Source organism: Limnohabitans sp., assembly GCF_017848645.1.
GTDB lineage: Bacteria > Pseudomonadota > Gammaproteobacteria > Burkholderiales > Burkholderiaceae_C > Limnohabitans_A.
Genome location: NZ_JAFEIF010000069.1, coordinates 57682 through 83978 on the forward strand (window position 1 = coordinate 57682; position 26297 = coordinate 83978).

23 protein-coding genes and 1 pseudogene are annotated in these 26297 nt (G+C 61.6%); 15 read left to right on the top strand and 9 right to left on the bottom strand.

The genetic code is table 11. The annotated features are described in order from the left end of the window. Window positions 1-6 precede the first annotated feature (6 nt). The 4 genes from QZ190_RS14720 to QZ190_RS14735 all read left to right on the top strand — a co-directional run bounded on the left by QZ190_RS14720 (window position 7) and on the right by QZ190_RS14735 (window position 2657). On the top strand, window positions 7-552 hold the full coding sequence (locus tag QZ190_RS14720; RefSeq protein WP_291917654.1) for a hypothetical protein: 546 nt from the start codon (window positions 7-9) through the stop codon (window positions 550-552). Between the two features lie 301 nt (window positions 553-853). After that, complete coding sequence (locus tag QZ190_RS14725; RefSeq protein WP_291917656.1) at window positions 854-1462, top strand: DUF4230 domain-containing protein; 609 nt, start codon at window positions 854-856, stop codon at window positions 1460-1462. 190 nt (window positions 1463-1652) lie between these two features. Then, complete coding sequence (locus tag QZ190_RS14730; RefSeq protein ID WP_291917659.1) at window positions 1653-2144, top strand: hypothetical protein; 492 nt, start codon at window positions 1653-1655, stop codon at window positions 2142-2144. 69 nt (window positions 2145-2213) lie between these two features. Then, a complete protein-coding gene (locus QZ190_RS14735) occupies window positions 2214-2657 on the top strand; it encodes a hypothetical protein (RefSeq protein ID WP_291917724.1) in 444 nt (147 codons plus the stop codon). 23 nt (window positions 2658-2680) lie between these two features. On the opposite strand, the pseudogene QZ190_RS14740 reads toward QZ190_RS14735, so the two are convergent. Continuing rightward, window positions 2681-2841, bottom strand: a pseudogene (locus tag QZ190_RS14740) (YkgJ family cysteine cluster protein); the annotation flags it as partial. 217 nt (window positions 2842-3058) lie between these two features. Then, window positions 3059-3598, bottom strand: coding sequence for a carboxymuconolactone decarboxylase family protein (locus tag QZ190_RS14745; protein ID WP_291917661.1), 540 nt, complete (start codon window positions 3596-3598; stop codon window positions 3059-3061). 107 nt (window positions 3599-3705) lie between these two features. Between QZ190_RS14745 and QZ190_RS14750 the strand changes: the two genes are divergently transcribed. The 4 genes from QZ190_RS14750 (at window position 3706) to QZ190_RS14765 (ending at window position 5801) form a co-directional block, all read left to right on the top strand. Then, window positions 3706-4536: an AraC family transcriptional regulator gene (locus tag QZ190_RS14750; protein ID WP_291917663.1), complete on the top strand. Its 831-nt coding sequence runs from the start codon at window positions 3706-3708 to the stop codon at window positions 4534-4536. 150 nt (window positions 4537-4686) lie between these two features. Beyond that, window positions 4687-5019: a thioredoxin gene (trxA, locus tag QZ190_RS14755; RefSeq protein ID WP_291917666.1), complete on the top strand. Its 333-nt coding sequence runs from the start codon at window positions 4687-4689 to the stop codon at window positions 5017-5019. 180 nt (window positions 5020-5199) lie between these two features. Then, a complete protein-coding gene (locus QZ190_RS14760; RefSeq protein WP_291917669.1) occupies window positions 5200-5475 on the top strand; it encodes a hypothetical protein in 276 nt (91 codons plus the stop codon). Continuing rightward, complete coding sequence (locus QZ190_RS14765) at window positions 5463-5801, top strand: type II toxin-antitoxin system PemK/MazF family toxin (RefSeq protein ID WP_291917671.1); 339 nt, start codon at window positions 5463-5465, stop codon at window positions 5799-5801. Before QZ190_RS14760 ends, QZ190_RS14765 begins: the two co-directional genes overlap by 13 nt. Window positions 5802-5821: 20 nt before the next feature. On the opposite strand, the gene QZ190_RS14770 is transcribed toward QZ190_RS14765, so the two are convergent. Next, window positions 5822-6043 carry a YkgJ family cysteine cluster protein gene (locus tag QZ190_RS14770; protein WP_291917722.1) on the bottom strand — a complete coding sequence of 74 codons (222 nt, stop codon included), beginning with the start codon at window positions 6041-6043 and terminating at the stop codon, window positions 5822-5824. A gap of 70 nt (window positions 6044-6113) precedes the next feature. Between QZ190_RS14770 and QZ190_RS14775 the strand changes: the two genes are divergently transcribed. Then, window positions 6114-6440, top strand: coding sequence for a type II toxin-antitoxin system RelE/ParE family toxin (locus QZ190_RS14775; protein WP_090142825.1), 327 nt, complete (start codon window positions 6114-6116; stop codon window positions 6438-6440). Further along, window positions 6433-6750 (top strand): helix-turn-helix transcriptional regulator, encoded by a 318-nt coding sequence (locus QZ190_RS14780; protein WP_291917676.1) that lies wholly within the window; start codon window positions 6433-6435, stop codon window positions 6748-6750. Before QZ190_RS14775 ends, QZ190_RS14780 begins: the two co-directional genes overlap by 8 nt. Window positions 6751-6831: 81 nt before the next feature. Here the strand turns inward: QZ190_RS14780 and QZ190_RS14785 are convergent, their stop codons facing one another. After that, complete coding sequence (locus QZ190_RS14785; RefSeq protein ID WP_291917678.1) at window positions 6832-7104, bottom strand: YkgJ family cysteine cluster protein; 273 nt, start codon at window positions 7102-7104, stop codon at window positions 6832-6834. Between the two features lie 19 nt (window positions 7105-7123). Then, window positions 7124-8362, bottom strand: coding sequence for an MltA domain-containing protein (locus QZ190_RS14790; protein ID WP_291917680.1), 1239 nt, complete (start codon window positions 8360-8362; stop codon window positions 7124-7126). On the opposite strand from QZ190_RS14790, the gene QZ190_RS14795 reads away from it, so the two are divergent. Further along, window positions 8295-8543, top strand: coding sequence for a hypothetical protein (locus QZ190_RS14795; protein ID WP_291917727.1), 249 nt, complete (start codon window positions 8295-8297; stop codon window positions 8541-8543). The genes QZ190_RS14790 and QZ190_RS14795 overlap by 68 nt on opposite strands. 5 nt (window positions 8544-8548) lie before the next feature. On the opposite strand, the gene QZ190_RS14800 is transcribed toward QZ190_RS14795, so the two are convergent. The 4 genes from QZ190_RS14800 to QZ190_RS14815 all read right to left on the bottom strand — a co-directional run bounded on the left by QZ190_RS14800 (window position 8549) and on the right by QZ190_RS14815 (window position 16196). Next, complete coding sequence (locus QZ190_RS14800) at window positions 8549-9172, bottom strand: C40 family peptidase (RefSeq protein ID WP_291917682.1); 624 nt, start codon at window positions 9170-9172, stop codon at window positions 8549-8551. Then, window positions 9169-9834 carry a response regulator gene (locus QZ190_RS14805; protein ID WP_291917685.1) on the bottom strand — a complete coding sequence of 222 codons (666 nt, stop codon included), beginning with the start codon at window positions 9832-9834 and terminating at the stop codon, window positions 9169-9171. The genes QZ190_RS14800 and QZ190_RS14805 overlap by 4 nt, the downstream gene beginning before the upstream one ends. Beyond that, window positions 9831-11909 carry a sensor histidine kinase gene (locus QZ190_RS14810; RefSeq protein WP_291917687.1) on the bottom strand — a complete coding sequence of 693 codons (2079 nt, stop codon included), beginning with the start codon at window positions 11907-11909 and terminating at the stop codon, window positions 9831-9833. Before QZ190_RS14810 ends, QZ190_RS14805 begins: the two co-directional genes overlap by 4 nt. Before the next feature lie 63 nt (window positions 11910-11972). Next, window positions 11973-16196 carry a YhdP family protein gene (locus QZ190_RS14815; RefSeq protein ID WP_291917690.1) on the bottom strand — a complete coding sequence of 1408 codons (4224 nt, stop codon included), beginning with the start codon at window positions 16194-16196 and terminating at the stop codon, window positions 11973-11975. Window positions 16197-16227: 31 nt separating this feature from the next. Here QZ190_RS14815 and glnE point away from each other — a divergent pair, with 31 nt between their 5' ends. The 4 genes from glnE (at window position 16228) to QZ190_RS14835 (ending at window position 26288) form a co-directional block, all read left to right on the top strand. Further along, on the top strand, window positions 16228-19008 hold the full coding sequence (gene glnE / locus QZ190_RS14820) for a bifunctional [glutamate--ammonia ligase]-adenylyl-L-tyrosine phosphorylase/[glutamate--ammonia-ligase] adenylyltransferase (protein ID WP_291917692.1): 2781 nt from the start codon (window positions 16228-16230) through the stop codon (window positions 19006-19008). Window positions 19009-19297: 289 nt separating this feature from the next. Further along, window positions 19298-21976, top strand: a complete 2679-nt coding sequence (locus QZ190_RS14825; protein ID WP_291917694.1) for a TonB-dependent receptor — start codon at window positions 19298-19300, stop codon at window positions 21974-21976. A gap of 234 nt (window positions 21977-22210) precedes the next feature. Further along, window positions 22211-25024: a TonB-dependent receptor gene (locus QZ190_RS14830; protein WP_291917697.1), complete on the top strand. Its 2814-nt coding sequence runs from the start codon at window positions 22211-22213 to the stop codon at window positions 25022-25024. 151 nt (window positions 25025-25175) lie between these two features. Beyond that, complete coding sequence (locus QZ190_RS14835) at window positions 25176-26288, top strand: efflux RND transporter periplasmic adaptor subunit (RefSeq protein WP_291917699.1); 1113 nt, start codon at window positions 25176-25178, stop codon at window positions 26286-26288. Window positions 26289-26297: the final 9 nt, after the last annotated feature.

The window sequence follows — 26297 nt, forward strand, 5'->3', positions numbered from 1 at the left end:
TAACAAATGAGCAATGATATTGAAATCAATTGGGATCTGTTTGGTTTTGGGTTGTCAATTGCGTTGATGATCTTGTTGCTAGTATTTATTGTGATTTCTTACGCTCTTTGGCGAAGATCCATCGATCTAGAGAATAGATTGAATTTACAGAGGAAAGAAATGGAGAGTCGGCAAGAAGATATGATTGATCGGGTACGGACAGATGAGCGATTATTGGCTGAGCAGCGTGTTGACCAAGTAAAAGCTAATGGTTTGTCCGTTGTGGTACACCCATTTGTTAACACTGAAGCAGATAAAGGGATTTTTATTCGATCTACAAAGGTTGAGGTTGGATATAAGTACCAGCTATTTGTGCAGGGGTTTCCTTGTTTTGAGCCGCATACTGTTGTTCTTGAGTCTACGGTTCATAAAGAAGTGGATCAGCAAATGCTCGATCTTCTTAAACAAAAAGCTGAAGGTGCAGCGGAGGCCGCAGTGCTTGTACCCTCTGGTGGTGCGGCTAAAACTGCAATCACCATTGCCAAAACAATAATGAAGTTGGCTCGTACATAATACTTTGTAATTTATATATAATGATTCAAATAAATTTGAATGGATGGCATAGGTTATTTATCATTGTGTCCTTGATAATTTTTTTTAATACTGTTGTTGTTCCTGATCATGGCGAAAGTAGAATTAATTGGCAAAGCAGGTCTATTAACCAGATGGATCATGTCGACTGCTTGGAATTAATTAAAAATTTAGAAAGTGCCAAAAGTGCCGATGAGGGCAGAAAAATGATATTATATTTTAATTAAAAAATATAATGATGGTGCTAAACGGCACAATTCAGACCTTGTCCCGATCGCGAACAATGCAAAACATACTCATCACACTTCTCGTTGCCGCTCTCGCAGTTATAGCGACATGGAAGATAAAGCCCGAGAAGGAGCAGCCACCAGCTGCACCACCGGTGGTTTCAGTTCAGCAAATGGGAACCCTGGCAACACTAAAAGTCAACTATGCCAATGTCATCGAGTTCGACCAGCGAGTAACGCAGGACATCCCGTGGACCCAATGGGAATTCCGATTCGGTGGAACTCGCGTCTTGCTGATTGCGCGAGGCGAGTGTTTGATTGGTACAGACCTGCAGTCTGCAAAGTATGAACACCTCTCGACAGACACGAAGACGGCGACACTGATTCTTCCAAGTCCAAAAGTGTTTTCAGCTCGGCTCAATCATGACCCCAAGACCGGCGGCTCAGTCTTCTATACCGTCGACAACAAAGGCATAGCGTCTTTGATCCCAGGAACAGAGGGCCAAACAAAGGCGATGAATCTGGCCCTTCAGAAGGGTCAGAGCGATATCGAAGCAGCTTGCGCAAAACCCGATCTTTTGATTGCGGCACGAAAGAACGCAGAAACCGTGCTTCAACCAGTCGTTTCGGCGACCGGCTGGAAAATCAGCATCGTCTGGCGATAGGTGGCAAGTAACGTCCAATCCCTGCCTGGCGTTTACTAACGTCATTGCAGATGTTCTCTGCATAAGAGCGAGCAGCATGGCAAATGAAAAACGATTTGTTACTCATTTCAGAGCCCTGTTTCTCAAAAAGGTACTTTTTAATTAGATGATTTGTCAACTTCATTAAAATTAAGACTTACAGGGACCACCCATGCCACTGCCACTTATTCCAGTCATAGCGGCACTCGCAGCAGGCGGCTCACTGGTGCCGCACGCCGCTGGCGGCATGATTGTCACATCGGCAGGTGGATACGTGACGGGCACTTATTTGAGCACTGCAGCAATCACAGGCCTTTGGGTTGGTGGCGCTACGGCACTGGGTAGTGGCGCTGCAGTTGTTACGGGTGCTGCTGCTGCTGTTGTTGGGGGGGCGGGCATCTTCGGAACAACAATCGGTGCTTCAGGTGTTACCGGCGTGCTCATGTCCGCAGGGCTAATAGCTTCAACACCGGTGTGGGTACCGGTCGTTATCGCGGGTGCAGGCACAGGCATCACTTATGGGGCGTATCGCTATTACGCCTTTCGGCGCAAGCTTCAGGCAACCCCGTCAGGGGAAGAGGCACATTTCACGGAAAAAGAGGCCAAGATCGTCGAGAGGCTTGTTCTGCGGTTTGCGAAAAACGGAAAAGACCATCAAGCCTGATCTGTCATTCCAGTGATGTTTGTGCAATGCGTTGCATTCGCTATGCAACGCAGAATTAAGTAGACGTCCATGACGAAAATCCTCTTGATTTTGGCGGCGATCAGTGCCGCGCTGTATCTCATACTTGCAGTACTGAGCTTGCGCAAACATAAAAACGCGAGAAAGCAAGTTCCAGCAAACTGCGTCACACAAGGCCCAGCATACGTTTGGGGTTTCGTTTTTGCCCTGATTTTTTACTACGGTTTTCCGATTTGGTGGTGGCGGTATGGCTTTCAAAATGCCTGCAAGTTGGTTTTCTCTTGTATAGCTATCGCGGCAGCAATACAAGGTGTTTTGCGCTACCTTGATGTGATTGAGGTCAGTGAGTTGGGTGAGTCACTTGCGTGGGGTCTATTTCTATCTATTCCGGTTCGAGCTATTGCCGGCATTTGGGTGGCAAATAACGACAGACGATGGCGGCAAGCCATCGTGAAGAAAAGAAACGAAGCACACGCGATGGTGGCTGACCACTGAATCAAACTGAGCGCTAATGGCGCACACATTTCCACCGATGCCTGCATCTGCCCACACACCGCAGGCCGTTCAGGGCCCCAAAATTTTTACAACGCAGTTGTTCGTCCAGTTGCACGCAGGGCACGCCCGCTGGTTTGCCGTTGGGCATGCCGGGGATGGGCGAGGAGATGGGTGACTCGCGCAGCTGGAATAAGGCGCGAACAACTTGATGCTCAGGGCCTTGCAACCAGGGCCGGAAGACGCGTTCGCAGGATACATAGAAGTTGTTGCCGTCGATGAGGGCGAGCATGGGGGCAGGGGTGAAAGCCATCTGTGTGCCAACAGCAGCAACACGGCCACCTACGCCAACGACCACCAGGAGGTGGCCGTTGGCGTTCCCCGCTTGTCAGCGATGCTGGGCTTTACAGGGCGACTGGCACCGCTGGAAAGTCGACGTCGGTGTCGGCAATGTGGTTGGTGTAGTTGGTCAACACGTTGAGGGCCACGTTGGCGGTGACTTCAATCACCAGACCGTGGTCCACACCCGCTGCTGCGGCATCGGCCAGATCGCTGTCGGCCAGCACGCCACGCTGACGGACGATTTTGATGGCCAGCTCAACCAAGGCCTTGTCTTGTGCGCCTTCGGCGGTGCCGCTTCGGGCTGCGCGGATCGCTGCTTCCGACAAACCAGCGCCTTTGCCGATCAGGGTGTGTGCAGACAAGCAGTACTGGCAGGCGTTGGTTTGGCCCACGGCCAATGCGATCAACTCGCGCTGGGCGGCGCTCAAGCGGCCTTTGCTCAGCGCGTCTGAGAAAGCCAGGTAGCCGTTCAGGGCGGCTGGAGCCTGGGCGAAGGTGGCAAACAGGTTGGGTACCATGCCGAGCTTGGCCTTGACGCCGTTGAGGGTGGCTTGGGTGGAGGCGTCGGCTTGGGCAAGTGATACAGGTGCGATACGTGTCATGGTGAAACTCTCTTTTTGAATGGCTGTGCGACATGCACCAGTGAATTGTGCGATACGTATAATCACTGAAAGTACACAAAAACATACCCAAAGTATCAAGCAAAGCCATGGACCGACTTTCACCATTGTTTGCCCGCTCTGTGCCCAGCGCACGCGTGTTCTATTCGGGCAACCTGTGCCAGATCTCCACCTTTGAGGCCGAGGCGCATGTGGGCCATGTGCATTTGCTGCGCAGGGGCACCATGAGCGTGATCGACCGGCATGGGCGCGCCAGCAGGGTTGAAGAGCCCAGCTTGTTGTTTTTCCCGCAGAGTTCTGCCCACCGGCTGGTGCCCGATGGTGCCGACGGTGTTGACCTGGTGTGTGCGTCTGTCGATCTGGGCGACGAGGCCCGTGGCGCGCTGATCTCTGCCATGCCCGAGGTGCTGGTGATTCCGCTGAACCAGTCGTCCAGTCTTTCACCCGCGTTGGACCTTTTGTTCCAGGAAGCCTTTGACGAAAAGTGTGGCCGGCAAGCTGCGCTGGACCTGTTGATGGAATACCTGCTCATCTTGTTGCTGCGCCACCTGCTCGACAGTTCATCGGTTACCACCGGCATCCTGGCGGCGCTGGGCGACCCACGTTTGTCCAAAGCGGTCACTTCCATGCACGACCGGCCCGGCCATGCATGGAAGCTGGAATCGTTGGCCGAAACCGCAGGCATGTCGCGCGCACGCTTTGCCAACCACTTTCGAGAGGTGTCGGGCCTGACGGCGCTCGACTACCTCACGGCCTGGCGCATCACAGTAGCCAAGGGTTTGCTCAAACGGGGCAAGCCGCTCAAGTCCATTGCGCCCATGGTGGGTTACGCCAGCGCGGTAGCGCTTACCCGCGCTTTCACCCACCGCGTCGGCATGCCGCCACTTACCTGGCTGCAAGCGCACACCAATCAGGACTGAGGCTGCACCAACAAGGCTAGGCCATTTTTTGCGCTGATACGTTCAGCACAACAACCGAGACGTTCAAGCCACACAGCAACGTTGGCGATTCCTACACTTTCTACATGCCCTCACATGTTGTGGCGGCCACAGAAGCAACAAGGAATCGTCATGCCAATCAGCCCCCGAGTCGCCCCGCTGCAAGCCAGTGAATTCGACACCTTCATCAACCAGCAGGCTGGCCCCGTGGTCATCGATTTCTGGGCACCTTGGTGTGGCCCATGCCGCGCTTTGGCGCCCACGCTGGAACGCTTGGCCGAAAACCTTGAGGGTGTTGTGGCCGTGCGCAAGATCAATGTGGACGAAGCCGCCGAGCTGGCATCCGCCTTCGGCGTGCGCAGTATCCCCACCCTGATTTTGTTCAAGGACGGACAAGCCTTGTCGCAGGTGGTGGGCAGTCAGACCGAATCCGAACTGGTGAAGTGGGTAGGCTCGGCGTTTTGAGCCCTGTCACCATGCGCCTACCAGAGGATGTGGTGGACTATTGCAAGGGCATGGTCGATGAATCCGGTTGCGGTATGCCGGGGATGGACGAAGAGATGGACGGGGCGGTGCAATTGGGACTTGACTGTGCGAGCCCCCAACCTAAAATGCAGTTGATATCAATATTGAATAGCCAACACCATGACCACCCAAGTTCTCATCCGACTCCCCACAGAGGTTGCAAGACGTTTTCGCAACGCCATCCCTGCTCGTCAGCGAAGCGAATTTGTGCGCAAGCTGCTGGAGGAAAACCTTCCGAATGTGGATGACCACATGTATGAACTCGCCCTTCAGGCAGAGGCGTTTGACCGTGCTAACCCAGAGGAAGTGAGCGAGCTCGACGCAACCCTCATGGACGGTCTTGACCCCAACGAAACTTTTGACAACGCCAAATTGCTTGCCTTATGCCAAAAGTGAGAAAAGAAATCGAACGGGGGGAAGTCTTTTGGGCAAGACTGGATCCGACGGTGGGCTCAGAGCTGCAAAAAACCCGACCTGTTGTTGTTCTCTCCATCAACCCACTTAACAAGGCAAGAAAAACGGTGGTGGTTGTTCCACTCTCGACCTCGGCACCAGCCATTGAGTTTCTGAATGTCGCGCTCAAAGGTGGATCAGTGGCTCGATGCGAACACATTCGTTCCATCGACAAAACCCGATTGGCCGACAGGATTGGTTCAATTTCAGATGCGGACATGACAAAGATCGAAGAGGGAATCTCTCGGATTCTTGGCGTCAATCACTGATTGAGATCATCGACGAACCATCACCCCGGCCGCGTCAACGCCTCCAGCCGCATCAACCAAGCCCGGGCGTGCACCCCGCCGTCTTCTACAGCCCCGCACATCTCCACCGCCGCTTGCAGCTGCCCACACACCGCAGGCCGCTCGGGCTGCCCAAAAATTTTGCAGCGCAGCTGTTCGTCCAGTTGCACGCAGGGCACGCCCGCTGGTTTGCCGTTGGGCATGCCGGGGATGGGCGATGAAATGGTGAGGCATCTTGAGGTCTAAGGAAAGAATTTCGATTGCTCACGATTAGCGTTTTTGCTAACATGATGTATGGCTTTTGAAATTCAATACTTCCATGAGCGTGTGTACGCAGAAGTGCAATCATGGCCTGTTGATGTCCTCGCCGACTATGCGCGATTGGTAGAACTTCTCACGGAACATGGGCCGAGCCTTCGCTTGCCACATTCGCGCGCTTTTGGTGATGGCTTGTTTGAACTGCGCCCGCGCGGCCGATCGGGAATTGGTCGGGCGTTTTACTGTTTCTTGGTGGGCAAGAGAGTGGTCGTTTTGCATGCTTTTATCAAGAAGTCGCAGCAGACGCCAGATAACGAATTGAAGATGGCACGAAAACGATTAAAGGAATTGATGCATGGCTGACTTGACGTACAAACCCATTCCTCACAATCACACTGAATTTTTGGCGGCAGCACGGCTGCGCCCTGGATTCAATGATGCTTACGACAGTCTAGAGCTCGAATACACCGTTGCAAGCCAAATGCTGAAAGCCCGAACAAAAGCTGGCCTGACGCAAGATGCCGTTGCAGAGCGCATGGGCACAACAAAAAGTGCCATTTCACGCTTAGAAGGTTCAGGGCGGCACGCCCCCTCATTGGCGACATTGAAAAAGTACGCCGCTGCGGTGGGCTGTGATTTACAGGTCAGGTTCGTACCTCAAAAAGCAAGATAAGCCCGAGCTGGTCATTTCATCGAATGGCAACACGAAACCTTGAGGTTCAAGGTCAAGTGCCTAAGCCTGGCATCCCACCCATCACCCCGGCCGCGTCAATTCCTCCAGCCGCATCAGCCAAGCCCGGGCATGCACCCCGCCGTCTTCTACAGCCCCGCACATCTCCACCGCCGCTTGCAGTTGCCCGCACACCGCAGGCCGTTCGGGTTGCCCAAAAATTTTGCAGCGCAGTTGGTCGTCAAGTTGCACGCAGGGCACGCCTGCAGGTTTGCCTTGGGGCATGCCGGGGATGGGCGAGGAGATGGAGGGTGCGGTGCAGCAAGCGGCGCAGCCGGGGCGGCAAGTCAAAGTCATCCGGTTTTGGGCACCCGAATCAGCGTGGCCACAGGGCCCACATTTGCAGGGGTTGCTTCAGGCGTCCGGCCAGCTCGCCCGCTGCCGGGCCGGAGCCCGCGTAATAGTCGGCCCGCACGGCGCCCACGATGGCGGTGCCGGTGTCTTGGGCCAGCACCAGGCGGTCTAAATTGGTTTGGGGGCCGATTGACTTCATCCACACCGGGGTGCCGTAGGGGATGCTGCGGCGGTCCACCGCAATCGAGCGCTCGGCCGTGAGCGGCACGCCTTGTGCGCCTTTGGGACCGGGCGGCACGCTGCCTTGGGGCACGGCTTCTTCGCGGAAAAACACCACACGCGGGTTTTGCCACAGCAGCTCGTTCACCCGCGAGGGGTTGCGGTCAATCCAGGCTTTGATGCCGGGCCAGCTGGCGTCGGTGATCAGGCGGCGGTCGAGCAGCCAGCGGCCAATGCTTTTGTAGGGTTGGTCGTTGGTGGCGGCGTAGGCCATGCGCACCCAGCGCTGGCGGCCGTCGGGCTCGGTCACGTTGACCAGGCCCGAGCCTTGGATGTGCAGCACCATCGCGTCCACCGGGTCGGCCAAATACAGCAGTTCTTTGCCGCGCAGGGCGGCGCGGGCGGCGGGCAGGGTTTCGATTTCTTGTCGGCTGAACCACGGTTTGCGCTGGGCCAGTTGGGCGGGCGGCGCATACAGCGGCACCTGGAACGCGCCTTGCGCTCTGCGCGAGCCGGTCAAGGCGGGTTCGTAATAACCGGTGAGCAAACCGGTCAGTAGGCCTTCGCTGCGTTGGTCCAGCGCCTCGACGCGGTAGGGCTGGAGTTTTTCGCGCATCCAGCGGCGCTGCACCTCGGCGCTGGCGTTGGCCAGTTGGGCCACTTCGGTGCACAGCGTCCGCCAGTCGGGGGCCGGGCGTTGGCAGCTTTGGAGCCAGGCGGGCCAAGCTTCGTTGACGGCGTCGCGGTCCATGCCGGGCAGCTCGGCCCAGCGCACGGGCACCCAGCGGCTTTGCTCGCGCACCAAGGCGGGCGGCAGGGGCCGGGCGTCGTCCATGCTGGGCAGCGGCGATGGGCTTGAGGTGGGTGGGGCTTGCACCACGGGGGCGACCGAGCAGGCGGCCAGCATGCCTACAATCGCGGCCATCAAGAAGCCGACCCGCAACGGGCGGCGGGTCAAGAAACGGGGTTTTTGCATGGGTCTGATTTTGCTGGAAGCTTTGCTGGCCTTGCTCATTTTCATCGCGATTGTCTGGTGGACCATGTTTTCCGGCCGCAGCAAAGGTGAATTGCGCCAGGCCCAGCCGCCGTCTGATCAGCCCCCGAACGAGGCCAGCGGGCAAACACCGGGCACAGCCCTGAGCGAAGCAGTGTCCAAAGAAGCCCCAACAGCGCCACCAGCCACGCCAACCACAACGCCAACTTCCGACGAAACCCGCCGCTGAAGTGTTCAGTCCAGCAGGGTGTGCGCGCCTTCAAAGCGCTGCGCGTAATAGTTGCTGCTGAGCGCGTCGATGCGCACCCCGGTGCGGGGGTTGCTGGCGTGCACAAAACGGCCGTCACCCACGTACACCCCCACATGCGAGTGGCGTGCGCCCAGGGTGTTGAAGAACACCAGATCGCCCGGCTGCAAGTCGGCCCGGTCGATGGGGCGGGACAGGCGGCCCAGGTCGGCCGCTGAGCCCTGCACCCGCAAGCCCGAGCCTTCGCGCAGCACATGGGCCACCAGGCCCGAGCAGTCAAAGCCCGTGGCCGGGCCGCGCCCGCCCCAGGCATAGGGCGTGTCGAGCAAGGACAGCGCCACCATGGCCACGTCGTTGCGTGCGCTGTTGTAAGGGCCTGAGGGCCGAGGGCGCGATGCCGCAGGGTTGGTGGGCACACCACTTGGGGTCACAGGGCGTTTGGCCGGGGGCGATGAGCAGCCCGCCAGCAAGACGGCAGCGCCCAGCCCCAGCCCACTGAGCAGCCAGCTGCGGCGCTGAGCGCCATCCGCTGCGGGCGCTGCAGGTGCAGGCTTGGGCGCTCGTTTAGGCGCGGTCAGCGTTGGGCTCCAAGTGGTGCCTGCTTTGTTCATGCCAGTTGCCGCATCAGGTTGGCCAGCTCCACAGCCGACTTCACTTCCATTTTGTCGAACACCCGGGCGCGGTGCACCTCGACCGTGCGCACGCTGATGTCGAGCTGGTCGGCGATCAGTTTGTTGGGCAGGCCTTCCACCACCAGGCGCATGACGTCGCGTTCGCGCTCGGTCAGCTCCAGCAGGCGCGATTGCAGGCGCTGCTGCGTTTGCCGGGCCACCAGGCGTTCTTGCGAGAGGGCCAAGGCCTGCTCCACCCGGTCGACCAGGGCGTTGTCGGAAAAAGGCTTTTCGCAAAAGTCAAAGGCCCCGCGCTTGACGCTGTCCACCGCGGTGGGCACATCGGCGTGGCCGGTCAAAAAAATCACGGGCCAGGCCTGCGCCATGCCCTTGGCCAGCAGTTGCTCGAACAGGGCCAGGCCGCTCATGCCGGGCATGCGCACGTCCAGCAAGATGCAGCCCGATTGCTGCAGCCGGGCCGGGTCGGGCTGCCAAGCCGCACCATCGTGCGAGCTCTGGCCTTGCAGCATGGCCAAAAAAGCTTCGGCGCTGTCAAAAGACTCACTCAGCAAGCGCCGCGTGCGCAGCAACCAGGCCATGCCCTCGCGCACGCTGGCGTCGTCATCCACAATGAAAACGATGGGCGTGTCGGTGGGGGTCATGCGGCGATCTTATCCAAAAGCACGGCGGGCAAAGTGAAGCGAAAAACCGTGCCCCGGGGGTCCAGGGGTTCGAAATTGAGGTGCCCGCCGTGCTGCTCGACCACGGTGCGGCACAGGCTCAGGCCCAGGCCCATGCCTTCGGCTTTGGTCGTGAAAAAGGGGGTGAACAGCTGGCCGGCCACGTCTTCGCCAATGCCCACGCCCACATCACTGACCGAGAACTCCACCCAGCCGTGCTCGGCGTTCGATGCGGCGCGCCGCGCCTGCAGCACCAGCACCCGCTCGGTGCTGCCGGGCTGGTCCATGGCTTGCATGCCGTTGCGCGCCAGGTTCAGCAGCACTTGCTCGACCATGGTGCGGTCGCACATGACCGGGGGCAGTTTGGGCTCGATGCGGGTGTGCACCTTGACTTGCAGCTTGCGCGCTTGCAGGTTGACCAGCGGGGCAATCGCGTCGAGCAGGGCCACAGGTGCCACAGCTTCGCGCGCCTGGTCGCGGCGGCGCACAAAGTCGTGCACGCTGTTGATGACCTTGCCCGCCCGCCCGGCTTGCTCGGCAATGCGGCGCAGGGCCATGTGCACATCGTCCAGGGTTTGCGGCACGGCGGCGGGGTCTTTGAGCAGGTTGAGCGAGCCATTGGCATAACTGGCGATGGCGGCCAGCGGTTGGTTCAGCTCGTGGCTGAGCAAGGAGGCCATCTCGCCCACGGTGGCCAGTCGGGCGGTGGCCTGCAGGCGCTCTTGGCTCGCGCGCGAGAGTTCTTCGATGCGCCGCTGCTCGCTGATGTCGATCACCGCGCCCATCCAGCCGGTTTGCTGGCCTTGCACGCTGATGAGCGGCGCTTCGATGATCAGCACCTCAAAGCGTGTGCCATCGGCCCGCATGAAGACCGACTCGAAGCCTTCGCGTGGCGGTGCGTTGCCTGCCAGCCGGATGGCCTGGCGCTGCTTGTATTCGTCCACCATTTCCGGGGGCCAATAGGGCATGGGGGCCAGCTTGCCCGTGAGCTGTTCGGCCGTCAGCCCCACCATTTGACAAAAGGCCGGGTTCACGTAGGTGATGCGCCCTTCCAGGTCGCGCGCGCGCAAGCCGGTCACCAGCGAGTCTTCCATGGCCTTGCGAAAGGCCAGCGCTTCGGCCAGGTCGTTTTCGGCTTTCAGGCGGCGGCGCGAGTCTTTGGCCAGCAAGACCATCACCGTGACCAGCGCGATCGACATGGCGGTGACCAGCGCCGTGAGCACGTTGGGGAACAGGTCGGGCTCGCCCCGGCGGCCGTCCATGCGCAAGACCAGGGTGTTGCCCGGCAAGTCCACCAGCTGCTGGGCGGTGAACACGCGCAAGCCCCGGCTTTGGGTGCCCGCAATGGCCAGCCGCGTGCCGTCGGGTTCGGTGAAGGAAATTTCGTTGCGCCGACCAAACCCCTCCCCCAAGCGCGCACTGATGAGCTCCTGCAGCCCGTAGGTCACCACCGTGAAACCCACCAGTGCGCCGCCTTGGGTGTTGGGCAAGCACATGTCCATGACTTCCATGCCCAAGCCATCGGTTTGGGGCAAGAAGTACGAGCGGGAATAACTCGGGCCACTGCTGCGCCGTGCCCGCAGGCAGGCTTGCTGGGTTTCGCTCAGGGTTTCGGTGCGGGGCACGCGTTCAAACACCGGACTGCGCAGGGCCGAGTCGGCCGATTGCTTGAGGTTCAGTGCGGTGTCGCGCCACTCGATGCGCAGCATGTCGCGGTTTTCCCGCAAGAGCGCTTGCGCCTCCAGGCTCCAAAAGGCTTCTGAAGGGTGGCTCGATTGCAGGCCTTGCAGGGCTTGCACATGGCGCGAGAGTTGGGTGCGCAGGTCACTGACCGCGTTGGCGGTGTCGCGTTCGAGCTCGGCTTGCAGCTGGCTCGCTTCGTAGCGCCCGGCCAGCCAGACCAGTGTCACCAGCACCGCCATGACCAGTGCGATCAAGGCGCTCCAGAGGCTGCGGCGACCCCGCCCGCCGGGCAAGGCGTCTTCTACGGCCTGCCACCAGGCCAGGGTGCGTGCTTTGAATGTGGGGATCAGGCGCTGCAGCGCTGGGGGTGTCATGCCCGCATTGTCCTGCACCCATGGGCCTGTCGCATTCAGCGGGTGGGGACTGGACGGCGCAGATCAAGGGGGGTTGATGGGCGCGGGGGGGCTGCTTGGGCGCGACTCTACCCGGGTGACTTGTGGATTGGCCCAGCTGCCATCCACCAAAAACTCTTGCGCCGAGGCGCGCGACAAGGGGTTTTGCAAAAGCCATTGGGCAATGAAGGTGGTCAGGCCCACCAAGGGGTTGACGGTGATGGCCGCCACCAAAGAGGCGGTGCCCGTGTCCACGATGGGCAGGATTTGCACACGCAATTTTTGCGATTCGCGGGCGATGTCGGCCGAGCCGTCCAGTTGCACCAGCGCGTTGACGCCTTTGATCTGCAGGTTGCGGGTGTTGGCCATGCCGTGCACGATGGTCACGTCGCCCTGCACCGAGTCGAATGCAAAGCCCTGCGCAAACACATCCCTGAAGTCGAACAGCAAGCGCCGTGGCAAGGCCTGCAGGCTGAGCACGCCCAGCAGCTTGGCCACCCCGGGGTCGGCCTTGAGGAATTGGCCACGCCCCATGCGCACATCGAGGTGGCCGTTCAGGCTGGGGTAATGCAGGTCCAGCGGCGAGCCCTGCCAGCTGACCACGCCTTCGATCTGCCCGGTGCCGCCGCGCAAGGCGTCGGGTGTGCCCAGCCGGGTCAACATGGCTCCGGCATCGCGCACGTCCAGCACGAAGTTCATCTCGCTCTTGCGCAAGGGGCTGCCTTCGCGGGCCGCCAGCCAGCGGCCCGTGCTGCGCAGCGTGCCTTCGGGCAGATCGATGTTGAATTTTTTGAGTTGCCACTCGCGCGCTGCAGGGGTTTGGGCGAGGCCCTTGTCGGCGTTGACGGCTTCGATCTCGACGCGCCCGAGTTGTTTGCCGCGCAGCTCCAGCGCGTCCACCACGATGTCGAGTGCGGGCAGGCTGACGGGGGGGGCTTCGAGCAGGCTTTCCACCTCGCGTGCGCTGGCGGGTGGCAAATTCAGGCGGCTCAGGCGGGCAAACAATTGGCCTGCCTGGTCGCTTTGGCCGCTTGGGTCGCTCACGCCAGGCTTGGCTTGGTCAAAGCGCACATGGCCGCTCAGTTCAGCCGCGTCGATGTTGACGCGCCAGCGCCCCGCTTCGTGGGTGCCACCCGCTTGCACCCGGTGCAGGTGGCGGCCGTTGGCGATCAGGCTGTTGGCTTTGAGGCCCAGGCGCGTGGGCAGGTAATCTTGCCAGGCTGAGGGCGCCTGCGGCGCACCGGGTGTGGACGCTTTTGTAGGTTGCGGTGTGGTCTGCGGTGTGGCCGCAGGTGCTGGCGTGGGCAGCAAGGCCAGCCATTCGTCCACCACCAGGCGGTCCACGTCCACGCTGGCCGTGACGCCGCTCTCGGGCAGCGCGGGCAGCTTGCCCGGCAACACGCCCAAGCCCAGTTGCCCGCGCAGCACGCGGGGGGTGTCGGTGCTCAAGTCACGCACGTACATCAGCCGCGCTGTGTCGCCCAAGGTGAGCGTGATCTCGTCTTGCGGCCCGCTGGCGGTTTGTTTCGAGCGGATCTGCAGGGCCAGGGGTTTTTCGGCTGGGGCGGGTTTGCCCAAGGGGGCTGGCAGTTGCAAGCCCAGGCCAGCCAGGCGGCTGTTGACCGTCAGCTCGGGCAGGCCTTGGTGCCAGGCCAGGCGGGCGCTGTAGTCGGTGGCGCCGCTGGCGTGTTGGGCCAGCAGGTTCAGGGGGGCCACATCGTGCGCAGCTTGCAGGCCCGCCGCGCTCACGCGGCCTTGGGCCGTAAAGGCCATTGGGGTGCTGGTGGGTGCGGCTTGGCCTGCAACCGGTTCGGGTGTCTGCATGTCGCCGTCGATCAGGGCGGGCCCGCCCAGCAGCGTGGCTTGCAACTGGCGTACCTCAAAACCGCGTTCGTTGAACTGGAGCTTGCCGCGCAGTTGGTTCAGCCAGGGTGTGCCGGGCAGCATGCGCAGGTCGTTGCCATCGAACTGCACGCTGCCTTGCACGCGTGTGCTGGCCAGGTCCAGCAGGGGCAGTTGCAAGGCAAAGCGGGTGAGCAAGGGGCCGCTGGCTTGGGCGGGTTGCAGCGCGCCCGAGAGCAGCGCGTTCAATGGCGACTGCCGCACCACGCCCAGCACCAGGGGGGCGTCGGCCAGGCTTTGCGCCTGCACACGCAGCACCGGTTGGTGCGCCATGTCGGCGATGCCCACTGTGGCGGCCTTGAGCGCAATGGCTTGCGCGCCCTCGCCCACCTGGGCGCTGGCTTCGCGCAGCTGCATGCCCAGGCGGTCAAAAGTCAGTCGGCCTTGCAGGGCGCGCAGGCGCGGCCAGGGCACTTCACCGGGGGTCGTCAGGGAGGCGGGCACCATGTCGAACTCGGCGTCTTTCAACAGCCCGGAAAAGAAGAATGTGCCGTCTTCGGGCTGGGCAAAGGGCAGTTTGTCCAGGTCGCCCTGGATCTGGACCTGCACCTCTTCGTAGCGGCCTTGCACCAGCGCATCGCGCAGGTAGTGGCGCACTTCGGGCGGCAGGTTCAGCGGCAGGTAGCGGTGCACGGCGGCGGCTTGTGCGCGCTGGATGCGTCCTTGCAAGCTGAGCACACCGGGCCCTTGGCCTTGGGGGCCGGGTCGCCACTGGCCTTGCCATTGGCCTTGCAGGTCGGCGTTGGCCAGGCTCAACGACCACTGCGGCACATGCCACGGCCCGGTGGCTTGGCCCTTGTCTGTCTCGCGTGCCCAGCGCAGGCTCGCCTGCAATTGTTGCAAGGGCACTTCGGCAGGCTCTATCAGGCCAGGCAACCACAGGGCGCTGCCCGCGCCGGTTTGCAAATCGACTTGCCCGCCGTTGGCGCTCAGCGCCAGTGTCAATTGGCCGCCGCGCAGGCCGGGCACGTCGGCGCCGGGCAGCGTGCCCCAGGCGGCCACCACCTCAGAGCCGGGCTGCCAGCTCAGGCCCTCCACCTTGGCCTGCGCTTCTTGCAGGTCGGGTTGGGTCCAGTCGCCTTGCCAGCGCAGGCCCAAGGAGGTGACCCGGCCCAGCACATCGCGCGCTTGCAAAGCGGTGCGCAGCCGGGGGGGCATGGCCGTGCCCAAGGGCAGGCGCAAAGCCAGGGCCTGCAGCGCCTGCAAGTCCAGTTGCGCCGCTTGCAGGTGGCCGCTGGCCGGGCGCGTGCCTTGGGCGTGTGTGTAGTCCAGCGACAACTCGCCCCCTGGCCAGCTCAGGCCTTGCTCGCCCGTGACACGCAGGTCATGGGTTTGGGCCACAAAGCCTTCGGCATGCACCTGCAGGCCCAGTCGGCCCGTCAGGCTTTGCAAGGCCAGGGGCGGCTGGTTCGGGCCGAGCCGGGCTTGCAGGTTTTTCAGGTCCACATCGGCCAGACCGCCGCGCCATTGGCCGGCTTGCACATCGGCCCACAGGCTCAAACGCCCTTGGCCCCGTAAGCGCCCTGCCTCTGGCAGCAGATGGGCGGGCAGTTGCAGGCCCTGGGCCGACCAGGGGGCCATGTTCAGTTGTGGAAAGTGGGCAAAGGCCTGGCCCGACCAATCGGACAGCCGCCCCGGGTGCAAAGACAGCAGGCCGCGCTTGAACTGGCCCATCAGCACAAAGCGCTCGCCCCAGCCGGGGGGCGGCGTGGCGTCCAGGCGCAGCAGGTGATGCCGGGCCGTGTTGCGGATCACCAGGTCCACATCGCGCAGGGTCAAGGGCTCGGGGCTTGATTGGGCTTGGCCGGGCGTGGGGTTCTGGCCGCTGCCCGGGCCATGCCAGTGCACCTGTGCGCCCCGCACCACCACTTCGCGCTGGCGCAGCAGCCAGTCGGCGGCGGGCGAGTCAGCGTTGGAGGGGCGCCAGTGGATGCCGGCGATTTGCCACTGGCCATCGGCCAACAGGCGCAGCGTCAGCTCGGGCGCATCCAGCACCAATTGGTCCAGCTGCCCCAGCGCGGCCGAGCGCAGGCTGAGCGCCACCAGCACTTTGGGCAGGTGCAGGGCGGGGCGGCCTTGCGTGTCCTGCAGTTCGATGTCGCGCAGCTCAAAAGAGGGCACCCAGCCCGTGCTTTGGGCCGACACGCCGCCGATGCGCACCGGAACACCCAGCGATTGGCGGGCCAGGCTTTCCAGCGCAGGGCGAAACTCGGCGATTCGCGGCACAATCCAAAAATGCAGCGTTGCCCAGGCCAGGCCCATCACCAGCCCGGCGACCAGCAAACCCCATAAGACAAGCCGAACAGCCCGCGCCAGCCAAGGGCGCAGCGGGGTTTCGGTGGGTGGCCAGGTGGGTGAAGACGACACAAACGTATGAATTAGAAAGTCAGCAGGAATTATGACCCGCAGCCAGTCCACGGACGACCGTTCTGACCTTGCCACCCCGATTGTTTTGGCCCCCGGCGCGCCCGGCGCTCCGGATTTGCCCCACGGGTTGTCCTCGTATTCGCGCTTTGTGCAGCGCCTGCACCGCCGCTACGCCGATGAATTGCCGCTGCTGCCGCCCGGCCCTCCGACCCGAGACAGCCTGAGCGCGGCCTATGCCGCCTTGCAAGCCAAGGGCCTGGACACCAGCGCTGCTTTGCGTGTGCTGCGCCAGCTCACGCTGGAGCGCTTGGCCCAACTCGACTGCAGCCGCCAAGCCGATTTGGCGGCCGTCACGCAGGGCATGACCTGGCTGGCCGAAGTCACGCTCGACATCGCCTGGCAGCAAGTGATGGCCGATCTGGACAGCCTGCATGGCGCGCCCACCAAGGCCAACGGCGAGCGGGCCGAGATGTGGATCATCGGCATGGGCAAGCTGGGCGCCCGCGAGCTGAATGTGTCGAGCGACATCGACCTGATTTATGTCTACGACGAAGACGGCCAGACCTTGGGCAACAGCGAAGGCCGCAACAAGGTCTCGTGCCAGGAGTACTTCACCCGCGCGGTCAAGCGCATGTACGCCCTGATCGGCGACACCACCGAGCACGGCTTTGTGTTCCGGGTGGACTTGGCCCTGCGCCCCAACGGCAACTCTGGCCCCAGCGTGGTCTCGCTCGATGCCCTCGAAGAATATTTGCTGGTGCAAGGCCGCGAGTGGGAGCGCTTTGCCTGGATGAAAAGCCGTGTGGTGGCGCCCCGCAGTGCCATGCTCAATGGCTCGGCCCAGGCGCTGCGCGGCGTGGTGCTGCCCTTTGTGTTTCGCCGATATTTGGACTACAACGTGTTCGAGTCGCTGCGCACGCTGCACCAGCAAATTCGCGACCACGCGGCCAAGCGCAGCGCGGGCCACCCCGAACGCGCCAACGACGTGAAGCTGTCGCGCGGCGGCATCCGCGAGATCGAGTTCACGGTGCAGCTCTTGCAGGTGGTGCGCGGCGGCCAGTTCCCAGAGCTGCGCACCCGCCCTACCTTGGACGCTTTGCAGCGTGTGGCCAAAGCCGGGCTCATGCCGCAGGCCACGGCCGACGCCTTGGGCGCGGCCTATGTGTTTTTGCGCCAGGTGGAGCACCGCATCCAGTACCTGGACGACCAGCAAACCCATGTGCTGCCCACCCGCGACGATGACCTGGCCTGGATCGCGCAGACGCTGGGACACCCCAATGCCTGCGCTTTTTTGAGCGAGCTGGACGCGCACCGCGAGGTGGTGGCGCAAGAGTTCGACACCTTGCTGGGCGGCGACCGCGAATGCAAAACCTGCAATGGCAAGAACGGCAAAAACAGCCGTGAACACGCCGAGCTGGACGCGGTGCTGGGTGACTTCAGTGGCCCGGTGCGCGAGCGCCTGGCGCAGTGGGCCGACAACCCGCGCGTGCAGTCGCTGCGCGACGACGCCCGGGGCCGCCTGATGCGCCTGCTGCAGCGCACCGCCCAGTGGCTGGACGTGGGGCGCGTGAGCGAAGAAGCCGTGCTGCGCATGGCCGACTGGATCGAGCCTTTGCTGCGCCGCGAAAGTTATTTGGCCCTCATGCTGGAGCGCCCTTCGGTGCACGAACGCCTGCTGCGCCTGCTGGGCGCGGCCAAGTGGCCGGCCCGCTACCTGCTGCAACACCCGGGTGTGATCGACGAGCTGGCCGGGGGCAACCTGTTTGACAGCCGTTTTGATGCCGCCGAATTCGAGGCCGAGTTGCAAGCCCGCCTGGTGGCGCTGCAGCGCACCGGTGAAGACGACGAGGAAAGCTTGCTCAATTTGCTGCGCCGTGCCCACCATGCCGAGCAGTTCCGTACCTTGGCGCGTGACGTGGAAGGCGTGCTCACGGTGGAGCAAGTGGCCGATGATTTGAGTGCCCTGGCCGATGCCGTGCTGCGTGTGACGGCCCGCTGGTGCTGGAGCCGCCTGAAAACCCGCCACCGCGAGGAGCCCGCCATTGCCATCATTGGTTACGGCAAGTTGGGCGGCAAGGAGCTGGGCTACGGCAGCGACCTGGACATCGTGTTCGTGTACGAAGACGAGGACGAACGGGCCCAGGAAATCTACGCCGCCTATGTGCGCAAACTCATCAACTGGATGACGGTGAAAACCGCCGACGGCGACCTGTACGAGATCGACACGGCGCTGCGGCCCAACGGCAACTCGGGCCTGTTGGTCACGCGCTTTGAGGCTTATGCCGACTACCAGCAGCAGCGCGGCAGCAACACCGCCTGGACCTGGGAGCACCAGGCCATGACCCGCGCCCGCTTTGTCATGGGCTTGCCCAGCCTGGCCCCGCAATTTGACACGGTGCGCCACGCCGTCATCAGTGCCCCGCGTGACGCGGCCAGCCTGAAAGCCGAAATCGTGGCCATGCGAGACAAAGTGCGCCAGGGCCACCCGGTCAAGGCCGAGCGCTTTGACGTGAAACACAGCCCTGGCGGCATGGTGGACGCGGAGTTTGCCGTGCAATACCTGGTGTTGCTGCACACCGCCGCCCACCCGGAGCTGGCCGACAACGTGGGCAACATCGCCCTGCTGATTCGCGCCGAAGCCGTGGGGTTGCTGCCTCTGGGCATGGGGCAGGCCGCCGCCAACGCCTACCGCGAGCTGCGCCGGGTGCAACACCGCGCCCGCCTGAACGAAGAGCCCACCGACGTGCCGATGGCCAGCTTGGCCAGCGAGCGTGATGCGGTGCTGGCGCTGTGGCGCGTGGTGATGGGCTGAGCGCGGCCCGCTCTCCTGCCTCACGCTATCAGGCCCGAGGGCCTGGTCAGGCGTTAGACAGGCTTGAAAAATGCAAACAAGTCAACATAAAAGAGACTTATTGCGTAATTTATGAGACTTAAAGTTTTATAAATGTCAAAATTCGACCCTTCAGAACGCACAAGCGCGCTGGGAGTCGGCCATGAAAAGATCTTTGACACTGAAAACCCCGCAAAGGGCTTGCCTCTTGCTGGTGTCCGCCTGTGCGGGGTCAGTTGCCTGGGCGCAAAACGCGGCTCAGCCCCAAACGATGTACCCCCCAGTCCAGGTGGTGGACACAGCACTCGAATACCGCCAGTTTGAAAAGGTTGAAATCACCGGCTCGTCCATCGTGCGCAAGGAGCAGACCCAGGCCTTGCCCGTGCAGGTGATCACGCGTCAGGAGATGCAGAAAAAAGGCCACCTCACGGTCACGGAAGCCGTGCAGAGTCTGAGCCATGTGTTCAATGGGCTGGATTTGACGCAAAGCGGCATGATTTTGGGTGGCTTTACCAGCGCCGCATTGCATGGCATGGCATCAGGCACCTTGGTCTTGCTCAACGGCAGACGCTTGGCCGCTTATGGCATTCAGCACATTTCCGGCAAAGAAATGGCCCATGTGGACTTGGAAAGTCTGCCCATGGCGGCGGTCGATCGCATCGAAGTGCTGACCGATGGTGCCTCCTCTTTGTACGGCACAGACGCGATTGCCGGGGTGATCAACATCATCACACGCGTGGACAGGCAGGGCTTTGAAATCACAGCCGACCACAGCCGACCCCAGGGCGGTGTGGGGGACGGCTGGCGCAGCAGCCTGAGCTGGGGCCAGGGTCAACTGCACAAGGACGGGTTCAGTTGGCGTGTGACCGCCGAAATCGATGCTTACGACGCCATGGGCATGGCCGACCGCGCCAACGGCAGCCAGGGGCGTGTTTTTTTCGAGCATGAAGGAAAAAACTACCGCACCGACAGCTCCAAAGCCTCGCCGTTCACGGCACCCGCCCTGCTTTACTCCCCAACGGCCAGCCAAAACAAAATGTGGTCGACGCTTTATGCCCAAGGGCAATGCCATGGCGGCGGCCTCAGTTACGACGGATTCGAGGGGGGGTGCAAAGTCAACCTGTTGCCCACCTATGACCTGTACCCCCATCGGCAAAACCGCAAATGGCACGCCAGTGGCGAGCTGCGATTGAGCGAGGGCGCGACTCTGTTTGCCGAGGGCTTGTACAGCCGCCAACACATCACGGTGGCGAACAAAGACTGGAGCCGGATCAGTGGGCGAACGGTCAACCAGGACGGGGCCGTGGGTTATGCGGAGATGCTCGCCAATGGGTTGCTGCCAGGCGCGGGCTTTTACTATTTCCAGCCCAATTTGCCCGCCTTGCAAAGAAGCCTGGACAAGAGCCAATGGCGAGGAACGCTGGGCATCAAGGGTGAAATCGACCAGTGGAATTACCAGGCCCAGGTGTACCGTGCGCAGTCCGAAGTGCTCAAAGGCGCGCAGTATGACGATTTGGCAAGTTTGGGGTTCAAAAACTCCTCACCCCTGCCCAGCGCCTGGGCCTTGCAGCCTCTGGATGCGAAAAACCCGCTGACCCAGCAGTTGCTGGACACACGCCAGTGGCAAAAAGACCAAGAGGGGCAAACGCAGTTGACGGCCCTGGATCTGCGCGCATCCAAGCCTGTTTTGGAGCGGCACGGCAAAGACGTGTTGCTGGGCATGGGCCTGGAAGTGCGGCAAGAGAAGGTCAACACCCGTTATTTCGAGGCCAGTGCCGCCATGCCGGGTTTCAAAGACCAACGTCACGTCATGGCGGCGCACACAGAGCTGCAGGTGCCTTTGGCGCCCACTTGGGATCTGATCGCATCGTTGCGCCACGACCACTACAGCGATGTGGGTGCAAGCACCAACGGCAAATTGGCCAGCCGTTGGGCCCTCAATTCGACCTGGGCCGTTCGTGGTTCATGGGGCACGGGTTTCAGGGCCCCATCGGTGGGGCAAACACTGAACCTGCCTGCGCCGTTTTTGCAAACCAGCCTGAGTGGTCTGCGCTGCACCCCGGATGTGCTGGCCGTGGCCAATGCTCTGACCCCGACCGCGGGCAGCACGGGGGTGGCTTGCAGAGACAACAATTTCATCCGTGTGTACACCAATGGCAACCCCGATTTGAAGCCTGAGAACTCGCAACAAATGTCCTGGGGTTTGGCCTTGACGCCCAGCCGCAATTTCAGCATCAGTGCCGATTATTGGCGTGTGGACATCCGCAACGCTTTGCAGTTTGAGAGCTGGGCGCAAGCATTGGCCGACCCGCTTCAAAACACCGGCCAGTTCATGGCCGACCCCAATTTGGTGAACAACCCCAGCACCAACACCCGTTACAACGACCTCGCCCTCTTTTTGAAAATGCGCAATCTGGGCCAGTCGACAAAAGAGGGCGTGGATCTGGATGTGCGTTACCGCAAGCCCGGGGACTGGGGCCGATGGCTGCTGGGCGTGCAGGCCACGTACATGATCCGTTCACGCGAAAAAACCAGCCACAACGCCGAATGGGTGTCCGACCTTGCCGCCTATTCCAGCAGCACCAATGGGGTGACGCCAAGGTGGCGAAGTCATTGGTTGCTGGGTCTGGAGCAATCCGATGTGCAGTGGCAACTGGTGATGCGCCACACCAGCGGCTACAAGGACAGGGACATCCAGGCCAACCGTTTGGATACGGGTCAAAGGGAGACCATCCAAGGGCGCAAAGTGCCCAGTTTTGTCACTTTTGACCTGATGGGGCTGTACAAGTGGGGTGCCAACACCCACGTCAGGGCCGGTGTGAGCAATCTGACCAACCGTTCTGCGCCACTGTCCTTTTATTCGGCCAATGGGCTGTCGTGGGGCGCCAACAGCGATGCGGGTAATTTGATCGGGCGCAGCTGGCAATTGGGCGTGACACACAAGTTCTGAAGCGATCGTGCTCAGCGCCCAGGCCGCGCCGCTTTGTGCGGGCTTGGGCAGGCACAGCAGGTCTTGCGAGCACAGGCAGTGGCCCCATGAAGTCAACGATGTTGTAAGGGTCATCGAATAACTTTTTAATAATATGACATACTAATTTACTAATAAAAGAGATTTTGAGGGTCAAAGCAGCCTGGTTGGCACGGCATTGATCGTTTCAGGATCCCGACTCAACGAGTGGTGACCATGCAACAGCCTTTCCATCCATGCGGTGTGCTGAAGATACCAACGGCGCTCCTCGGCTTGGGGGTGTCGCTGGTTTGGGCCAGCCCTGTGTGGGCAGACGAACAGGCAGCTCAGCAGTGGGCGCAGACGACCGCCCAGGTCATCCCAGCCAAAACTTACCCCGCTGTCCAGGTGGTGGACACGGCACTCGAATACCGCCAGTTTGAAAAGGTCGAAATCACCGGCTCGTCCATCGTCCGCAAGGAGCAGACCCAGGCCTTGCCGGTGCAGGTGATCACGCGCGACGACATCCGGCGCTCCGGCGCCAGCAGCATGGTTGACGTGCTGCACAAGCTGCCCATCATGTCCATGGTGGTCAACAGCGCCGCCATGATCACGACGATTGGCGGTTACACCACGGCCTCCTTGCGCGGCTTGCCCGCCGGCACGCTGCTTTTGCTCAATGGCAAACGGCTGTCCTCTTATGGTCGCCAAAGTGTTTTTGGTGTGGACCGGCCCAGTGTGGACATCAACACCGTGCCTTTGTCGGCCATTGAAAAGATCGAGATCCTGTCGGACGGGGCCTCGTCGCTTTACGGATCGGATGCCATCGCGGGCGTGATCAACATCATCACGCGCACCGAGCAAAAGGGTTTTGAAATCGCGGCGGAAACATTGGGCACCTCGCAAGGCGGTGGCCAAGGCCATCAAATCACCTTGAACGCGGGCAAGGGCAGTTTGAAAAAAGATGGCTTCAGCCTGCGGCTGACGGCTGAGTTGTTTCACCGGGACCCGTTGCAAGGCAGCGAGCGACCCCAATACGCCCAAGGCCGGTATGTGGTGGAGCGCGATGGGCAGCAGTACGCCATCGACGGCGGACGCCTGACCTCGTACGCCACCCCGGGTGTGTTCTTTCAGCCTGCCAATGCGGCCGACGGAACGCCCAGAAAGGTGTTCAGCTTGCTGCACCAGGACGGACAGTGCCCCAGCGGCTATGTGCCCATGCTCGGCCAGCCATCGTGCCAGTACAACGGCTACTCGGCACTGACCATTTACCCCCAACAAGACAGCCGCAAGCTCTTGCTCAGTGGGGAAAAATGGCTGGGCGATGGCACCACCGCCTATGCCGAAGTTCTGTACGCACAACTGACTGACGGCGAAATGGCGGGGCAAGGCTGGCGGCAACTGGTTTACAGCTTGGGCCCGTCCCCCGATTCGGTGGGTGTCCAAGAGGCGCTGCGTGCGGGCCTTGACCCTGCCAAAACCCAGTTTCTGTGGTCGCCGAGCTTGCTGCACGGCCTCAAACGGGCCTATGAACAAAACAACTGGCGTGTGGCCACAGGTCTCAAAGGGGAATGGGGCGGTTGGGACTACAAAGCCGAGTTGTACAGGGCTCAGGCGCAAGTGAGCCGCAAAGTAGAGGTCACGGATTTTGTGGGTCAGGGGCTGGTCAGTGGCCGGGTCTTGAGCGATCCGAACATGCTCAAACCCCTGACGGCTGACAACCCTTTGACGGCCACACTCAATGGCTTGCGCAACGTCTGGAACACCTGGGACGAGGGCACCACCTACACCACCGTCGGCCAGGTCAGGGCATCGCGTCCGCTCATGGAGATCGAGGGCAAGGACGTGATGTTGGGCACAGGCCTGGAGTGGCGGCGCGAGGGCACGGACTATCGGTATGTCTCGAACACGGAGCAGCAGCCGAGTTTTCAGGCCGAGCGGGACATTCAGGCCGCCTATCTGGAGCTTCAGCTGCCTGTGACCCCGCAGTGGGACGTGACCGCATCCACACGCTGGGACCGTTACAGCGATTTGGGCACCACGCACAACAGCAAGTTGGCTTCGCGTTACGATTTCGACAACGGCTGGTCGGCCAGGGCGTCCTGGGGCACCGGATTTCGGGCACCGTCACTGGCGCAATTGCAGGATGTCAGCAAACTGTATGCCGTTGGCACAACGACGTACATCAATGAATGCAGTCCGGACATGCTGTCGGTGGCGGCCAGGCTCAGCACCAGTCAGGACCGCACGGTGTCTTGTGCCAAAAGTGCGATGACCATTTACGGCACGGGCAATCCGGATTTGAAGCCCGAGTTGTCGACACAAAAGTCATTGGGCTTGGCCTACCGGCCCACACGCAACTTCTCGGTCACCGCCGACTGGTGGTCCATCGACATGCGCGATGTGATTTCCACCATGGCCGATGCTGCCGTGTATGCCGATCCGATCCAATATGAAAAGTTCTATTTGATGCAAAGCAATGGGACACTGGCCATGCGCTTGCCCAACTACAACATTGGCCAGCGCAAAAAGTCCGGTATTGATTTTGATGTGCGCTGGCGTGCGCCCACCGACATGGGCCAATGGAACCTGTTTGTGCAGGGCACGTACAACCTCAAGTCCCAAGACCAGTCCGCGCCCGGTCAGGCTTTTGTGTCGGATCTGGGGCGGTACAACAAAATCACCGACACCATCACCCCGCGCCTGCGGCTGCGCTGGATAGCGGGGCTTAGCACGGCCACTTGGAGCCTGCATGGGGCGCTCAATTACACCTCCGGCTATGCCGATCAGGACCGATCCGGCGTGAACTTGGCCACTTTGCAAAGCACGCCCCTCACGGGTTTTGCGGTCCCGTCTTTCACCACGCTGGACCTGCATGCGGCCTACCAAATCAGCCCGGCTGTGAGTTTGCGGGCCACCCTGGGCAACGCGCTCAATCGCCAAGCGCCACAAGCCTTCACCAGCACGGCTGGGCAGGTTTTTGGCTTCAACACGCGTGAGCACGCTTTATGGGGCAGGAATTTCAGCGTGGGCCTGGTGGCCAGATTCTGACCCTGGCAAGGGCTGCGACGGACAGGGGTGGCCGGATGGCGCGCAGCACGGCAGCGCAATGGCCGCTGGCCCGTGAGCCCAAAACCACGGAAGCCGGCTGTAAAAAGACACAGGTCGTAAACTTGCTCAACGACTTTTTGTGTGAGAAACAATGACCAAGCCATACCGGATCATCGGCCTGCTGTGCGGGCTGACTTTTTTTGCGAGCATCCAGGCACAAGGCCAGGCACCTGCCGCCCCCAGCGCCGCCAAACCTTCCCTCACGGTGACCGTGACCACCCCCCAAACGGCCAGTTTGGCGCAAAAGATCAGCGCCAACGGCAATCTGGCCGCCTGGCAAGAAGCCGTCATCGGGGCCGAGGCCAATGGCCTGAAGATCACCGAGGTGCGTGTGAACGTGGGCGACCGGGTGCAGCGTGGTGATGTGTTGGTGGTGTTGCAGGCCGACAGCTTGCGCGCCGAGCTGGCGCAGGCCGAAGCCCTGCTCGCTGAAGCCGCGGCCAGCGCCCAAGAGGCCAAAGCCCAGGCCGAACGCGCGCGCAGCCTGCAGCAGCAAGGCTTTTTCAGTGCAGCGCAGCTGAGCCAGGCGGTGGCAGCTGAGGCCTCTTCTGTGGCCCGCGTGCAGTCCGCCCGCGCCATGGTGCAGCTGCAAAACGTGCGCCTGGCGCAAACCCAGGTGCGTGCGCCCGATGCGGGCGTCATCTCAGCCCGGCAGGCCACGGTGGGCAGCGTGGTGGGCGCAGGCACCGAGTTGTTCCGCTTGATTCGCCAGGGCCGCATCGAGTGGCGGGCTGAAGTGACGGCTGCCGAAATTGGCCGCATCCAGGTGGGTGCGCCCGTGGAAGTCAAAGCCGCCAGTGGCCAGCTGTTGCAGGGCAAAGTGCGCATGGTGGCGCCCTCGGTCGATGCACAAACCCGCAACGCCTTGGTCTATGTCGACTTGCCCGCGCAAACCGGCAGCGCCCGCGCAGGCATGTACGCCCAAGGCGAGATCGCGCTGGGCCAAAGCCAGGCGCTCACCGTGCCGCAAGCGGCGGTGGTGGTGCGCGACGGTTTCAGTTATGTCTACACCGTGGGGGCCGACCAAAAGGTCAGCCAGATCAAGGTGCAAACCGGACGCCAAAGTGCAGGCCGCGTCGAGGTGACGAGCGGCCTGAAAGCCGATGCCCGTGTGGTGGCCAGTGGTGGTGCATTCCTGAACCACGGCGACACGGTGCGCGTGGTGGATGCGCCAGCCGCTCAAACAGCTCCAGCCACCAAATAAAAGGGACGC